The sequence below is a fragment of the Streptomyces sp. NPDC031100 genome, from assembly GCF_055570785.1.
Window position 1 is genome coordinate 663,666 of the sequence record NZ_JBVIGN010000003.1, and the last position, 15,250, is coordinate 678,915.

Annotated in this window: 11 protein-coding genes; 6 read left to right on the top strand and 5 right to left on the bottom strand. The window is 71.7% G+C overall.

Annotated features, from left to right (window positions below; genetic code table 11):
- Positions 1–10 precede the first annotated feature (10 nt).
- The 6 genes from ACZ5DS_RS10920 (at position 11) to ACZ5DS_RS10945 (ending at position 7,685) form a co-directional block, all read left to right on the top strand.
- On the top strand, positions 11–874 hold the full coding sequence (locus ACZ5DS_RS10920) for a helix-turn-helix domain-containing protein (protein WP_468235952.1): 864 nt from the start codon (positions 11–13) through the stop codon (positions 872–874).
- 82 nt (positions 875–956) lie between these two features.
- Positions 957–1,775 carry an SAM-dependent methyltransferase gene (locus ACZ5DS_RS10925; RefSeq protein ID WP_468235955.1) on the top strand — a complete coding sequence of 273 codons (819 nt, stop codon included), beginning with the start codon at positions 957–959 and terminating at the stop codon, positions 1,773–1,775.
- A 79-nt stretch (positions 1,776–1,854) separates the two neighbouring features.
- Entirely contained in the window at positions 1,855–5,250 is a 3,396-nt protein-coding gene (locus ACZ5DS_RS10930; protein WP_468235957.1) for a nitrate reductase subunit alpha, read from the top strand.
- Positions 5,250–6,749, top strand: a complete 1,500-nt coding sequence (locus ACZ5DS_RS10935) for a nitrate reductase subunit beta (RefSeq protein ID WP_468235959.1) — start codon at positions 5,250–5,252, stop codon at positions 6,747–6,749. Before ACZ5DS_RS10930 ends, ACZ5DS_RS10935 begins: the two co-directional genes overlap by 1 nt.
- The gene (gene narJ / locus ACZ5DS_RS10940) at positions 6,750–7,244 is read left to right on the top strand and encodes a nitrate reductase molybdenum cofactor assembly chaperone (RefSeq protein WP_468235962.1); all 495 of its coding nucleotides are present in this window, start codon (positions 6,750–6,752) and stop codon (positions 7,242–7,244) included.
- A 93-nt stretch (positions 7,245–7,337) separates the two neighbouring features.
- Positions 7,338–7,685 (top strand): respiratory nitrate reductase subunit gamma, encoded by a 348-nt coding sequence (locus ACZ5DS_RS10945; protein ID WP_468235964.1) that lies wholly within the window; start codon positions 7,338–7,340, stop codon positions 7,683–7,685.
- Here ACZ5DS_RS10945 and dnaK read toward each other — a convergent pair.
- The 5 genes from dnaK to ACZ5DS_RS10970 all read right to left on the bottom strand — a co-directional run bounded on the left by dnaK (position 7,682) and on the right by ACZ5DS_RS10970 (position 15,191).
- Positions 7,682–9,550 (bottom strand): molecular chaperone DnaK, encoded by a 1,869-nt coding sequence (gene dnaK, locus ACZ5DS_RS10950; RefSeq protein ID WP_468235966.1) that lies wholly within the window; start codon positions 9,548–9,550, stop codon positions 7,682–7,684. The genes ACZ5DS_RS10945 and dnaK overlap by 4 nt on opposite strands.
- 140 nt (positions 9,551–9,690) lie before the next feature.
- Positions 9,691–10,116, bottom strand: a complete 426-nt coding sequence (locus ACZ5DS_RS10955; RefSeq protein ID WP_468235969.1) for an OsmC family protein — start codon at positions 10,114–10,116, stop codon at positions 9,691–9,693.
- A gap of 67 nt (positions 10,117–10,183) precedes the next feature.
- Positions 10,184–11,995, bottom strand: coding sequence for a vWA domain-containing protein (locus tag ACZ5DS_RS10960; RefSeq protein ID WP_468235971.1), 1,812 nt, complete (start codon positions 11,993–11,995; stop codon positions 10,184–10,186).
- The gene (locus tag ACZ5DS_RS10965) at positions 11,992–13,053 is read right to left on the bottom strand and encodes an ATP-binding protein (protein WP_468235973.1); all 1,062 of its coding nucleotides are present in this window, start codon (positions 13,051–13,053) and stop codon (positions 11,992–11,994) included. Before ACZ5DS_RS10965 ends, ACZ5DS_RS10960 begins: the two co-directional genes overlap by 4 nt.
- An 80-nt stretch (positions 13,054–13,133) precedes the next feature.
- Positions 13,134–15,191 (bottom strand): phage holin family protein, encoded by a 2,058-nt coding sequence (locus ACZ5DS_RS10970; protein ID WP_468236426.1) that lies wholly within the window; start codon positions 15,189–15,191, stop codon positions 13,134–13,136.
- Between the last annotated feature and the right edge of the window lie 59 nt (positions 15,192–15,250).

A 15,250-nucleotide genomic window follows, 5' to 3' on the forward strand; every position in this document is an offset into this window, starting at 1 on the left:
AGGGCGTGGCGTGAGTGAGCGGCGGGCTGCGCCCACCGTGGGCCAGGTGGTGCTCGGCAAGCGGCTGCAGGAGCTGCGGGAGGCGGCCGGGCTCAGCCGCGAGGAGGCCGCCCGGGTGCTGCGGGTGGCGTCGGCGACCGTACGGCGGATGGAGATGGCCGAGGTCGCGCTGAAGATCCCCTACGTGCAGGTGCTGCTGTCCACCTACGGGGTGGCCGAGGAGGAGGCGGCCGCGTTCGTGCGGCTGGCCGAGGAGGCGAACCAGCCGGGCTGGTGGCAGCGGTTCCACGATGTGCTGCCGGACTGGTTCAGCCTGTATGTGAGCCTGGAGGGCGCCGCCCGGATCATCCGCTCCTACGAACCGCACTTCGTGCCCGGCCTGCTGCAGACGGAGGCGTACGCGCGCGAGGTGATGGAGGCCGGGACGATCGGGCAGACCGGTCCGGAGTCGGTCGAGCGGCATGTGTCGCTGCGCATGGAGCGGCAGCGGCTGCTGGAGCGGGACGATCCGCCCCACCTGTGGGTGATCATGGACGAGACGGTGCTGCGGCGTCCGGTGAGCGCCCGGCCCGAGGTGATGCGCGACCAGCTGGACCGGCTGCTGGAGTACGCCGAGCGGGACCGGGTCACGCTGCAGCTCGCCGAGTTCGCGGCCGGGCCGCACCCGGGGACGTACGCCCCGTTCACACTGTTCCGGTTCGCCGAGCCGGAGCTGCCGGACATGGTGTTCACCGAGTACCTGACCGGCGCCCTGTATCTGGACTCCCGCCAGGAGGTCTCGGCGCACCTGGAGGTCCTGGACCACATGACGGCCCTGGCCGCCTCCGCGCAGCGCACGCTGAAGATCCTCCGGGAGTTCCGCGAGAACCTCTGAACCCCTTGCGACCGGCACACCTGTGACCCCTGGGTGATCAGAGCACCTGACCGTTCGTGACCAGCTGAGGAGCACACACCGCATGACCGGACCGGACGCCGCGCCACCCACCGTGATCGACACCAGCAGGCCGCACCCGGCGCGGGTGTACGACTGGTGGCTGGGCGGCAAGGACAACTACCCGGTGGACGAGGAGCTGGCCCGGAAGATCCTGGCCGCGGACGGCACGGCGGTGCGCGGGGCGCGTGCCAACCGGCGGTTCATGCACCGCGCCGTGCGTGCGGCGGCCGAGGCGGGAATCCGCCAGTTCCTGGACATCGGCACGGGCATCCCGACCGAACCCAACCTGCACCAGGTGGCGCAGGGTGCGGCCGCGGAGTCCCGGGTGGTGTACGCGGACAACGACCCGATCGTGCTGCGGCACGCCGAGGCGCTGCTGCACGGCTCGGCCGAGGGCAGCACGGAGTACCTCCACGCCGATGTCCGTGACCCCGACACGATTCTTCGCCGGGCCGCGGAGTTCCTCGACTTCGGCCGTCCGGTGGCGTTGTCGCTGGTCGCGCTGACCCACTATCTGGACGACGCGGCCGACGGCGACGACGTGTACGGCCTGATCGAGCGCTATGTCACGCGACTCGCCCCGGGCAGCTTCCTGATCCTCTCCCAGGTCACGCAGGACCTCAGCCCCGACGGCGTGGCCCGGGCGGCCGAGCTGTTCCGCCGCAGCGGCACGCCGTTCCACCCGCGCACGCTGCCCGAGTTCCGGCGGTTCTTCGACGGCCTGGAACTCCTCGGCCCGGGGGTGATCCCCGTGCACGGCTGGCGTCCGGAGCCACAGGACGTGGCGGCGCAGGCGGAGGGCGTCGTACCGGTGTACGCGGGGGTGGCGCGCAAGCCCTGACCCGGACGGGTGGTCTGAACAGGTGCGTGTCCCGGCCCGCCCCTAGGTTCTGAACCAGGGGGTGAGCAAGGGAGCGCCCGTGACGGACACGCAGCAACGGCCCAGGGAGCCCGGTGCGGCGCTGCTGAGCGCTGGCCGGTTCTTCCGGCCGGGGACGGCGGCGTCCGACCACGTGTACGTCAAGGACGGGATCATCACCTGGGAGACCCAGGAGACGGACTACCCGTCGGTTGGCCCGGACCGGCCCGAGTACGAGCCGCGCGGCTGCCCGCGCGGCGCCGCGTTCTCCTGGTACACCTACTCCCCCACCCGGGTGCGCCACCCGTACGTCCGGGGCGTGCTGCTGGAGCTGTACCGGGAGGCGAAGCAGCGGCTCGGCGACCCGGTGCTGGCCTGGGCGGACCTGCAGAGCGACCCCGAGCGGCGGCGCCGCTACCAGCGGGCGCGCGGCAAGGGCGGTCTGGTGCGGGCGAGCTGGGACGAGGCCGTGGAGATCGTGGCCGCCGCCCAGGTGCACACCATCAGGACGTACGGCCCCGACCGCATCGCGGGGTTCTCACCGATCCCGGCGATGTCGATGGTGTCGCACGCGGCGGGCGCCCGTTACCACTCCCTGATCGGCGCGCCGATGCTGTCGTTCTACGACTGGTACGCGGACCTTCCGGTGGCCTCCCCGCAGGTCTTCGGCGACCAGACGGACGTGCCGGAGTCGGGTGACTGGTGGGACGCCGCCTATCTGATGATGTGGGGCTCGAACGTGCCGGTGACGCGCACCCCGGACGCGCACTGGATGGCGGAGGCCCGCTACGGCGGCCAGAAGGTCGTGGTGGTGGCGCCCGACTACGCCGACAACGCCAAGTTCGCCGACGAGTGGCTGCATCCGCACCCCGGCACCGACGGCGCGCTGGCGCTGGCCATGGGGCATGTGATCCTCAGGGAGTTCTTCGTCGTCCGGGAGACCCCCTTCTTCACGGACTACGTACGGAAGTTCACGGACCTGCCGTTCCTGGTGACGCTGCGCGAACGGGACGGAGCGTATGTGCCGGACAAGTTCGTGCGCGCGGCCGACCTGGGGCAGACGGGCGAGGGCGCTCAGTGGAAGACGGTCGTCCTGGACCGGGTGACCGGGCGTGCGGTCGTCCCGAACGGCTCCCTGGGCTTCCGCTGGACCGAGTCCGGCCAGGGCCGGTGGAACCTTGAACTCGGCGAGATCCAGCCGGAGTTGAGCCTGCACGGCAGCGATGGCGCGGCCAACGTCGAGGTGCTGCTGCCCCGGTTCGACACCGAGGGCGGGGAGCACGGGCAGGGCCGCGGGGAGGTGCTGCGGCGCAGTGTGCCGGCGACGCGGCTGGGCGGGGTGGACGGCCCCCTGGTGACGACCGTGTTCGATCTGCTGCTGGCGCACTACGGTGTGTGGCGGACCGGTATGCCGGGCAGCTGGCCCGCCTCCTACGCGGACGCCCGCTCCCCGGCGACGCCCGCCTGGCAGGAGGAGGTCACCTCCGTCCCGGCCGCCACGTGCGTGAAGATCGCCCGTGAGTTCGCGCGGACCGCCGAGCGGTCCCGGGGCCGCTGCATGATCCTCATGGGCGCCGGCACCAACCACTGGTTCCACTCCGAGACGATCTACCGCGCCATCCTCGCCCTGCTGCAGCTCACCGGCTGCCAGGGCCGCAACGGCGGCGGCTGGGCGCACTACGTCGGCCAGGAGAAGTGCCGCCCGGTGACGGGCTGGGCGACGCTGGCCACCGCCTCCGACTGGGCGCGTCCGCCGCGGCAGATGATCGGCACGGCCTACTGGTTCCTCAACACCGACCAGTGGCGCTACGACCGTTTCGGCGCCGATGCGCTGGCCTCGCCGCTCGGCGAGGGCAGGTTCGAGGGGATGACGGGCGCGGACTGTCTGGCCCTGTCGGCCCGCTCGGGCTGGATGCCGTCGTATCCGACGTTCGACCGCAACCCGCTGGAGCTGGGCGAGGCATTCGGTGACCCGGTGGCGAGTGCGGTGGCCGAACTCCGCGCAGGCACCCTGAAGTTCGCGTGCGAGGACCCGGACGCGCCGCAGAACTGGCCGCGTGTGCTCACCCTGTGGCGGTCCAACCTGCTGGGCTCGTCGGCGAAGGGCGCCGAGTACTTCACCAAGCACCTGCTGGGCACCCGTTCCTCGCTGCGCGCCGAGGAGGCCGGGCCCGGCGAGCGGCCCCGCGATGTCGCCTGGCGGGCGGAGGCACCGGAGGGCAAGCTCGACCTGCTGCTGACGCTGGACTTCCGGCAGACCTCCTCCACCCTGTTGTCGGACGTGGTGCTGCCCGCGGCCACCTGGTACGAGAAACACGACCTGTCCTCCACCGGCCTGCACCCCTACGTCCACTCGCTCACGCCGGCCGTGGACCCGCCCTGGCAGGCCCGCACCGACTTCGACGCCTTCAAGGCACTCGCCGAGAAGCTGAGCGAGCTGGCCGTGGAGCATCTGGGCGTCCGCAGGGACCTGGTGGCGACCCCGCTCCAGCACGACACCCCGGGCGAGACCGCCCAGCCCGGCGGGACGGTCCTGGACTGGAAGCGCGGGGAGTGCGACCCCGTGCCCGGCAGGACGCTGCCGAACCTGACCGTCGTGGAGCGCGACTACACCGCCGTCGGCGCCAAGTTCGCCGCGCTCGGGCCGCTGGTGGAGGAACTCGGGCTGCCCGCCAAGGGGATCACCCTGCGGCCGGACGAAGAGATAGCGCACCTACGGGAGTTGAACGGGCCGGTGCGCGGCGGCCCGGCCGACGGTCGCCCCTCGCTGGACACGGCGGTGAAGGCGGCCGACACCATCCTGGCGCTGTCCGGCACCACCAAAGCGTTCACGCTGAACACCGAACACGGCAAACCGTGGCACACGCTCACCGGACGCCGGCACTTCTTCCTCGACCACGACTGGATGCACGAACTCGGCGAGGCGCTGCCGGTGTACCGGCCGCCGCTGGACATGAACAGGCTGTTCGGCGAGCCGCAGCTCGGCCCGGACGGGCAGCGCCAGGTGACGGTCCGTTACCTCACCCCGCACGACAAGTGGTCGATCCACTCCCAGTACCAGGACAACCTGTTCCTGCTCGCCCTGTCCCGGGGCGGCCAGAACATCTGGATGTCCCCCGAGGACGCGGACGCCATCGGGGTCAAGGACAACGACTGGATCGAGGCGGTCAACCGCAACGGCGTGGTCGTGGCCCGCGCGGCCGTCTCGCACCGGATGCCGGCCGGCACCGTCTACCTGCACCACGCGCAGGAGCGCACCATGAACGTCCCGAAGACGGAGACGACCGGCCTGCGCGGCGGCATCCACAACACGCTCACCCGGCTGATCCTCAAGCCGTCCCATCTGATCGGCGGCTACGCCCAGCTGTCCTGGGCGTTCACCTACCTGGAACCGACGGGCAACCAGCGCGACGAGGTGACGGTGATCCGCCGCCGCAGCCAGGAGGTCGAGTACTGATGCGTCCCATGGCCCAGATCGCGATGGTCATGAACCTCGACAAGTGCATCGGCTGCCACACCTGTTCGGTCACCTGCAAGCAGACGTGGACCAACCGGCGGGGCATGGAGTACGTCTGGTTCAACAACGTCGAGACCCGGCCAGGGCAGGGCTATCCGCGCCGCTGGCAGGACCAGGAGAAGTGGCGCGGCGGCTGGGAGCTGAACCGGCGCGGGTCCCTGAGGCTGACGGCGGGCGGCCGGCTGCACAAGCTCGCCGGGATCTTCTCCGACCCGAAGCTGCCGGAGATCAAGGACTACTACGAGCCCTGGACGTACGACTACCGGAACCTCGCCGGCGCCCCGGCCTGCGGAGACCTCGACCCGATGGTCGAGCGCACCCGCAGGCAGGCCTCGGACAAGGTGAAGGTCGCGTTCGAGCAGACCTTCATGTTCTATCTGCCGCGGATCTGCGAGCACTGCCTGAACCCCTCGTGCGTGGCCTCCTGCCCGTCGGGGGCGATGTACAAGCGGGCCGAGGACGGCATCGTGCTGGTGGACCAGGACCGGTGCCGGGGCCGGCGGATGTGCGTGACCGGATGCCCGTACAAGAAGGTGTACTTCAACCACGCCACCGGCAAGGCCGAGAAGTGCACCCTGTGCTCTCCGCGCCTCGAGGCCGGCCTGCCGACGGTCTGCTCCGAGACCTGCGTGGGCCGGCTGCGCTACCTGGGAGTGCTCCTGTACGACGCCGACCGGGTGACCGCGGCCGCGTCCGTGCGGGAGGAGAGGGACCTGTACGAGGCCCAGTTGAGCCTCTTCCTCGACCCCGAGGACCCTCAGGTGCAGTGGGCCTGCAAGGAGGCGGGCATCCCGCACGACTGGACGGAGGCCGCCCGCCGCTCCCCCGTGCACGCGCTGATCAGCAGATTTCGGGTGGCGTTGCCGCTGCATCCCGAGTACCGGACGATGCCGATGGTCTGGTACATCCCGCCGCTGTCGCCGGTGGTGGACGCCCTGGCCGAGACCGGGCACGACGGGGAGGACCCGCGGAACCTGTTCGGCGCGATCGACACGCTGCGCATCCCGCTGGAGTACCTGGCGGAGCTGTTCACCGCGGGCGACACCGCTCCGGTGCGGGCCTCGCTGGAACGGCTCGCCGCGATGCGCTCCCACATGCGGGCACTCAACCTCGGCGAGGAACCCGACACGGCCGTCGCCGCCGCCGTCGGCATGGCACCGCACGAGATCGAGGAGATGTACCGGCTGCTGGCGATCGCCAAGTACGAGGAGCGGTACGTCATCCCGACCGCCGCCGTCGGCGACGCCCGTCGGCTGGAGGAGTCGGCCCTGCCCGACGGCTGCAGCCTCGACCACGACGGCGGGCCCGGCATGGGCGGCGACGGCCCGTTCGGCCAGGACTCCGGCCGCAGGCAGCTGCCGCTGGTGTCCGTGGAGAACTTCCATCTGCTGCGCAGGCGGCAGACCGCTGACCAGGCGGACGACGCCAAGGAGACCTGAATGCCCTCGGACGCGGTGCTGTACCAGGCGGCGGCGCTCTGCCTGACCTATCCGGACGACGCCTTCTTCACCCGCCTGCCACTGCTGCGCGAAGCCGCCCCGCAGCTGCGGACGTTCACCGACCACGCGGCGGTCACCGCGCCGCAGGAGCTGGCCGCGCACTATGTGCAGGTCTTCGACTTCAAGGACCGGCACAGCCTGTACCTGAGCTGGTGGCAGGACGGGGAAACCCGGCGGCGGGGCATGTCCCTGGTCCGTTTCAAGGAGGTCTACCGGGAGCACGGGCTGGAGTTCAGCGGCGAGGAGCTGCCGGACTTCCTGCCGGCGGTCCTGGAGTTCACCGCCCGCACCGGCAACACCGATCTGCTGACCGCATACCGCGACGGCCTGGAGCGCTTGCGTTCCCGGCTGACGGACTACGGCACCCCGTATGCGGGCGTCCTGGACGCGGTGTGCGCCACACTGCCGACGGCACGGACCGGGGTTCGCTCATGACCGTTCTCCTGTGGGGCGCGCTGCCCTACATCGCCTTCGCCCTGCTGGTCGCCGGCCTCGTCTGGCTCGCTGTACGGCGGGACGGCGGCCGGGGTGCTGACGGTCGTCGGGATCCTGTTGCTGGTGTACCGCCGACGCACCCGCTCCCCCGTGTTCCGGGCGACCACGGGCAACGACAAGGTGATGTACGTCGTCCTGCTCGGGGCGATCGTGCTGGGCATGGTCGCCAAGCTCACCCATGCCTCCGGCGACGGCTACCACTACCGGGAGACGATCGGCCCCTGGGCGCGCAGCCTGTTCACGCTCCAGCCGAAGACGTACCTGATGGAGGGCGCACCGGTGCAGTACCTGTTCCGGCCGTATGTCGTCTACCGCACCCGGGATCCGAGGCAGCTGGGCCCGCGGCCGGGGCGGCGGGGCTGGGAGCGGCTGGGCGGTTAGGCCGCCCCGCCCTTCTCGTCCCTGTCCTCGTCGACGATCTCCGCGTCCACCACACCCTCTTCGTCGGGAGCGCGCTGTTCCCCGGCTGAACCGCCGGAGGCCGAAGCCGACGGCTGGGCCTGGGCGTACATCGCCTGGCCCATCTTCTGGCTGACCGTGGCGAGCTTCTCGACTCCCGTGCGCAGGGCGGCCGTGTCCGCGTTCTGCTCCAGCAGCGTCTTCAGTTCCGTGACCGCCGTCTCGACCTCGGTACGGGTGTCGGCGGGCACACGGTCCTCGTTGTCGCGGATGAACTTCTCGGTCTGGTAGACGAGTTGCTCGGCCTGGTTGCGGGTCTCGGCGGCCTCCCGGCGCTTGCGGTCCTCCTCGGCATACTGTTCGGCCTCCCGCATCATGCGGTCGATGTCGTCCTTCGGGAGCGCCGAGCCGCCGGTCACCGTCATCTTCTGCTCGCGGCCGGTCGCGAGGTCCTTCGCCGAGACGTGCATGATGCCGTTGGCGTCGATGTCGAAGGCGACCTCGATCTGCGGGACGCCGCGCGGGGCGGGCGGCAGGCCGGTCAGGTCGAAGACGCCGAGCTTCTTGTTGTAGGCGGCGATCTCGCGTTCGCCCTGGTAGACCTGGATGCCGACCGAGGGCTGGTTGTCGGTGGCGGTGGTGAAGATCTCCGACCGGCGGGTCGGGATCGTGGTGTTGCGTTCGATCAGCTTGGTCATGATGCCGCCCTTGGTCTCGATGCCGAGGGACAGCGGGGTGACGTCGAGCAGCAGGACGTCCTTGACGTCGCCGCGCAGGACGCCGGCCTGGAGGGCCGCGCCGACCGCGACCACCTCGTCTGGGTTGACGCCCTTGTGCGGGTCCTTGCCGGTGAGGTCCTTGACCAGTTCGGTGACGGCGGGCATCCGGGTCGAGCCGCCGACCAGGATGACGTGGTCGATCGCGGACAGCTGCACCCCGGCGTCGTCGACCGCCTGGTGGAAGGGCTGCTTGCAGCGGTCCAGCAGGTCCGTGGTGAGCTCCTGGAACTGGGCGCGCGTGAGCTTCTCGTCCAGGTGCAGCGGGCCCTCGGCGGAGGCGGTGATGTAGGGCAGGTTGATCGTCGTCTCCGAGGAGGAGGACAGTTCGATCTTGGCCTTCTCGGCGGCCTCGCGCAGCCGCTGCACCGCCATCTTGTCGGCGCCGAGGTCGATGCCGTACTGCCCCTTGAACCGTTTGACCAGGTGCTCGACGACCCGCTGGTCCCAGTCGTCGCCGCCGAGGTGGGTGTCGCCGTTGGTGGCCTTCACCTCGATGACGCCGTCGCCGATCTCCAGCAGCGACACGTCGAAGGTGCCGCCGCCCAGGTCGAAGACGAGGACGGTCTGCTCCTCGCCGCGGTCCAGGCCGTAGGCGAGGGCGGCGGCCGTGGGCTCGTTGATGATCCTCAGCACCTTGAGTCCGGCGATCTCCCCGGCCTCCTTGGTCGCCTGCCGCTGGGCGTCGTCGAAGTACGCCGGTACGGTGATCACGGCGTCCGTGACGTCCTCGCCGAGGTAGGCCTCCGCGTCCCGCTTCAGCTTCTGCAGCACCCGCGCCGACAGCTCCTGTGCGCGCAGCCGGGAGCCGTCGACGGAGCCCTGCTCGGGGAAGCGCCAGGCGGCGTCGCCCATGTGCCGCTTCACCGAGCGCGCGGTGCGCTCCACGTTCGTCACGGCCTGCCGTTTGGCCACCTCGCCGACCAGCACCTCGCCGTTCTTCGCGAAGGCCACCACGGAGGGTGTGGTCCGCGCGCCCTCCGCGTTGGCGACGACGGTGGGCTCGCCGCCCTCCAGGACGGCCACCACCGAGTTCGTCGTCCCGAGATCGATCCCGACCGCACGTGTCATGGTCCGTCCCTTCCGCCCGGGGGGCCTCGCGCCCTTCCAGCACAAGACGTCGTCAGGGCGCTGTCAATGCAAGGATTCCCGGAAACGGCACCGCCGCACCCCCTGCGCGGGAGCGCGGCAGCGCGGAGGTGGTGCGGCGGTCAGGCCAGCTCGGCCGTCAGGGTGATGGTCGTGCCGGTCAGGGCCTGGCTGACCGGGCAGTTCTTCTTGGCGTCCTCGGCGGCCGAGGCGAAGCCGTCGGCGTCCAGGCCGGGCACCTCGCCGCGGACGGTGAGGTGGATGCCGGTGATGCCCTCACCGGGCTGGAAGGAGACGTCGGCCTTGGTGTCCAGGCGGGTGGGCGGGGTGCCGGCGCCGGCCAGGGCGTGCGAGAGGGCCATGGAGAAGCAGCTGGAGTGGGCGGCCGCGATCAGCTCCTCGGGGCTGGTCTTGCCGTTCGCCTCCTGGGAGCGCGAGGCCCACGTGACCGGCTGACCCGCGATGCCGGAGGAGTCGAAGGTGATGTCGCCCTTGCCGTGGAGCAGGTCGCCTTCCCAGACGGTGTGTGCGGTGCGCGTGGTGGCCACGGTGGTTCCTTTCGCGTGTGGGTCCCGTGTGCGGGTTCCTGCGTTCCCCATCCGATCACATCCGGGCTCACTGCACCCTGAAGACCGGGCCACGCGGGGTGAACGGAAGGCGACCACCCTGCGGGATCAGATAGGCGTGCTCGCGCCGCACCCGCAGGACGTCGCACCAGCCGTCGGTGATCACCAGCACCGGCGCGCCCGGCGGGAAGTCGTCGGCGCGGTGCAGCAGGTCGATGCCGGGCTGCAGGACCGTACCGCCGCGCCCGTGCACCCGGACCCGGCCGGCGATCTCGGTGACCGGCACATAGCCCGCGTCGTGCGGGGCGGCGTCGCAGAACACCACGCGGGCGGCCGGTACGTCCCGGGCCGCGGCGTAGGAGGCGATCGCGCCGAGGGCCTTGCCGAGCAGGGTGCGGTCCATCGAGCCGGAGGTGTCGAGGACGACGCCGAAGGTGCAGCGGGCGATCTCCTCGGGTGGGAAGTAGCGGCCCGCGCGCGGGATGTCGGGGGTGGCGGACTGACGGCGCGAGGGGCGGGCGTAGGACCGTACCGGCTGCGGGCTCGGCACGAACTCGTCGAACCAGCGGGCCAGTCGGGCGTCCCAGGGCAGCGGCGGGTGGCTGAGCGCGCGGATCTCCTCGACCAGCCCGCCGGGCAGGAGGCCGCGCTGCTGCCCCTGGTGCAGGTCCAGGCCCCGGACCAGGCCGCGGCGGTAGAACTCGTCCAGGTCCACGGAGGTGCCGGGCGGGCCGAGCGGAGCGCCGAGGACGTCGCCGAGGCCCTTGCCGCGCAGGGTGGCGAGGCGGCGCATGCGGCGCAGGTCGCCGGCGATGCGGTCGTAGACCTCCTCGGCGGACAGACCCGCCAGCTGCGGGTCGAGGAGCAGACCGTCCGGCATGGTGCCGACCTGCATCTCGACCAGCCAGCCGTTGATGACGTAGTCGCAGGCGACGTTGAACAGGTAGGGGTCGCGGGTGCCGCAGCGGTCGCCGTGGCGCAGGGCGGCGTGCAGCATCTCGTGGGCGAGGATGAACCGCCACTCCTCGTCCTCGAAGGTGCGCAGCGGGTTGATGTAGATCTCGCCGGCCTCGGCGTTGACGGCGGCGACGGCGATGCCGTGGGCGCGGGCGAGTTCGGCGTCGGCCACCAGCTTGATGCCGGCCGCGATGCCGCCGAGCAGCGGGTACGACGAGACGAACCAGCTCAGGGCCTGTTCCCAGGGGCGCAGCCGGGTGGGGCCACCGGTCATGGAGTCGCGGCGGCCGCCGGCCAGGTCCATGGCGGTGGCCATGGTGCGGGTGAGGCCGTGGGCGAAGGCGAGCTGCCAGTCGGGGGGCTGTGCCAGGTAGCCGGTCCAGGGCACGAGCAGCTGGTCGGGTTCGGTGCCGGCCGTGCCGCAGTGCTCGTACAGGACAGGGATGTGCTCGTCGCGGCGCCAGCGGGCGGCGATCTGCTCCTCGTCGCCGTCGGGGTAGGACGCGGGCAGGCCGTCGGGGGTGCGGCCGACGGGGAAGGTGAGCAGGAAGCGGTTGACGACGGCGCAGCGGGCGGCGAGGTCGTAGCGGTCGGGCTGTACGCGTTCGCCCTTGGCTGCGGGGACGTGCCCGAAGCCGAGGTGGATCAGGCCGTGGGCGATGGCCCAGGCCCACTCGGCGGGCTCCGCGCGGCGGGTGGGGTGGAGGTGGACGCGGCCGCCGGAGTCGATGCGGACGAGCCCGTGGCGGGGTGAGTCGGGGCAGTCCTCGCGGCGGCACATGTCGGCCTCGATCGCGGCGAGCGCCGGGTTGGCCCACACCAGCTGGACGCCCTTGGCGCAGTCCTCGGCGGCCGGATCCGGCTTCTTCTTGCTCTTCGCGGCGTTCTTCGTGGCGCGGCTCATCGCCGGGCCTCGACCAGCCGGGGCATGTCGCGGGCGGCCTCGATGAGGAACCAGCCGGGCAGGACGGGGTTGCCGTCGTCGCCTGCGGCGATGACGCTCTGCGCGACCTCCACGGAGATCTCGGCGAGCTGTACCAGCAGGGACTTGGCGCGGTAGGCGGTCTGCCGGCCGTTCGCCGACATGTGCTCCTTGCTGACCGGCAGCTCCTTGACCAGGCGGCCGCGGAAGGACTCGGCCAGGTAGTAGAGCAGGTCGCGGTCCTCCGGGCGGTGCGGCCAGCGGGCGTCGCCCTTGAGGATCGCCTCGATGCCGAACCGGCTGCGGACGATCTTGACGTAGCCGCAGAAGGCGGTGGCGTGCGCGGGGGTGAGGGTGCCGTGCGCGAGGACGCTCAGGGTGGGCTCGTCGAGGTCGTCTCCGAAGGAGTGCAGGGCGTCGGAGAGCATGTGCCAGGAGCGGGGCGTGGAGAACGGCTCCTCGGTCTTCGGCGGCTTGGACCACAGGTGGTCCGGCCGGTCGGTGAGGTGGTCCAGGATCCACGGGTGGATGCCGTTGCCCGCGGCCCAGGCCAGCCAGTCCTTCGCGGAGGCCTCCAGGTGGACGTGCGCGAGCCGGTTGACCAGGGCGGAGGCGATGGGCCGGGCGAGGGCGTTGTCGGTGGCGCGGTTGCCGGCGCCGATGACGATGGAGCCCTTGGGCAGCTCGTAGTTTCCGATACGGCGGTCGAGGATGAGCGAGTAGAACGCCTTCTGCACGTCCGGGGTGGCCGCGTTCAGCTCGTCCAGGAACAGGCAGTACGGCTCGTCGCGGGCGATGGTCTCCGGCGGGCAGAAGACGGAGCGCCCGTCGCGGATCTGCGGCACGCCGATCAGGTCCTCGGGGGCGAGCTGGGTGCCGAGCAGGCTCACGCACTCCAGGCCGAGGGAGGCGGCGAACTCCCGTACCAGGGAGGACTTTCCGATGCCGGGGGCGCCCCAGACGAAGACGGGCCGGACGGTGGCGAGGCCGAGCAGCAGCTCGGGGAGGCGGGCGGGGGTGACCGTGACGGCAGCCTGCAAAGCAGGGGCTCCTAAGGGATGTTCGAGGTTGTGCGACTGGGAACAGTGTGGGTGTACGTCCCTTCGCGCGCAGCCGATTTTCAGGCGGCCCGCTCCTCCTCGGCCGTCTCGCTGATCGGCACCTGCGGTCCGTTCAGCTCACTCAGCCACCCGCGCAGTACGTGGTGCACGTCCTCGGCGCCCTTCAGTTCCCCGTCCGGCGTGGACAGGGTGAGCGGGGAGAGCAGAAAGGGATGGGACTGGGCGCCGCCGAGGCCGCCGTGGGAGCCGATCTGCTCCTCGAAGGCGAGGACTTCGCCGTCGGCGGGGTCGTGGAAGGAGTTGACCATGATGTCGGCGGTGTGCGGGAAGGAGTGGGTGCGGCGGACGGCGTCGGCGGCGCCTGGGCCGAACCGGGCCAGCGGGCCGGGCCGCTCGTCCAGCTCGGCCAGCGGGATCTCGGTGCCGTAGGGGCCGAGCACCACGCCGTCGTGTTCCTCGCTGCGCACGAGCAGGAAGCCGATGCCGGGGTGGTTGGCGAGGGTGGTGAGCAGGGCGGGGTGACGGGCCTCGATCTCCTCCTTGGTCATGCGGTGGGAGACGTCCGGGAAGGAGACGAGGCCGAGGTTGCCGGAGGCCAGCACGATCGGTTGCGAGTCGCGGGCCGGGTGGTACCGCTCGCCCTCCTCCACGGGGCGGTGCAGGGCGGCGCGGACGGCCGCGCGGGCCTCGGCACCGCTGCGGGTGCGTTCCGCCCGTCGCGGTACCGGCAGTCCGCAGCCGGCGCGGACGAGGTCGGCGAGGGTGAGGCCGTAGCGGGCGCGGAAGGTCTCGCCGGGGCTCTGGCCGTGGTCGGACAGGACGACGATCCGGTAGGGGCGCGGGGCGTGTTCGGCGGCCTTCTCGATGAGTGCGAGGGACCGGTCGAGGCGCTGCAGGACCTGCTCGGCGTCCCGGCTGCACGGTCCGGAGTGGTGGGCGACCTCGTCGTAGGCGACGAGGTCGGCGTAGACGGCGGTGCGGCCGGCGAGCAGATCGCCCATCACGGCGGCGACCACGACGTCCCGTTCGACGACCGTGGCGAAGGCGCGCACGAAGGGGTAGAGGCCACCGCGGCTCACCCGTGGCCGCTGCTTACGGATCCGGGCCCGGGTGGACTGGCCGATCTCGCGGACGACCTCGGCGACGAAGGACAGTGCGGTGCGCACCGCGTTGGCGGGGTCGGAGAAGTAGGCGAAGTAGCCGGCGCGGGAGCGGTTGTCCCGGCCGCGGCGGCGGGTGGCGATGGTCAGGACGAGGGCCTGTTCGCCGGCGCCGCCGCTGAACAGGTTGCCGCGGCTGGCGCCGTCGACGGTGAGCAGTCCGCCGTCGCCCGTGCGCGCCATGGCGCGGCGTTGGAGTTCGACGGCGCTGGTCGGGCGATTGCACACCATCACCTCGCCCCGGTCCTTGTCGTACCAGCGGAAGGCCGGCACGTCGAAGGTGCTGCCGTGCAGTATGCCAAGCTGGCTGGCGCCGGTCTGGCTGGACCAGTCGGTGCGCCAGGGGGTGAGCCGGTGGGTCGGCTGCACACCGTCGCCTGTCGACAGCCAGCGGCCGACGGTCGGCATGAGCCCCTTGCGGACGGCGTCCGTGAGGACGTCGTGGCCGACACCGTCGAGCTGGACGCAGACCAGGCCGGGCGTGGCCGCGCACCGCGGACCGTGTCTTCGGCGGCGGTCGGCCAGGCGCAGCAGGCGGCGGCGGTAGGCGTCGTCGTCGCGCACGGCGAGGGCGGCGCCGGTGGCGGAGGCGACGGCGGACATCACGGCGGCCACGATGACGGCGGTCTCCGGTGCGGCGTCGCTCTGCCCGGAGGGGTTGATGCGCAGGGCGAGCAGCAGCAGGGAGCCGTTGAGGAAGAAGACCAGCAGGCCGAGGACGAACGCGGGCACGAGCAGCAGCAGTCGTACCAGGAGCGGCCACACCACGGCCGAGAGCACACCGAAGGCGCCGGCGCCCAGCGCGGCGGTGACGGCTATCTGTGTCGCGCTGTCGCCGTCGGCGGACTGGAGCCGGAAGTCGGGCAGGAGGCCGGCGAGCACGAGCATGGTGAGCGTGGAGACCGCCCACACCGTGACGCTCCGCCCGACCTGACTGACGATCCGCCGCCACCGCATGCCCCGCACGCCCCGTACACCTCGCGTCCCGGCCCGCTCGATCACCGGGCCTCACTCCA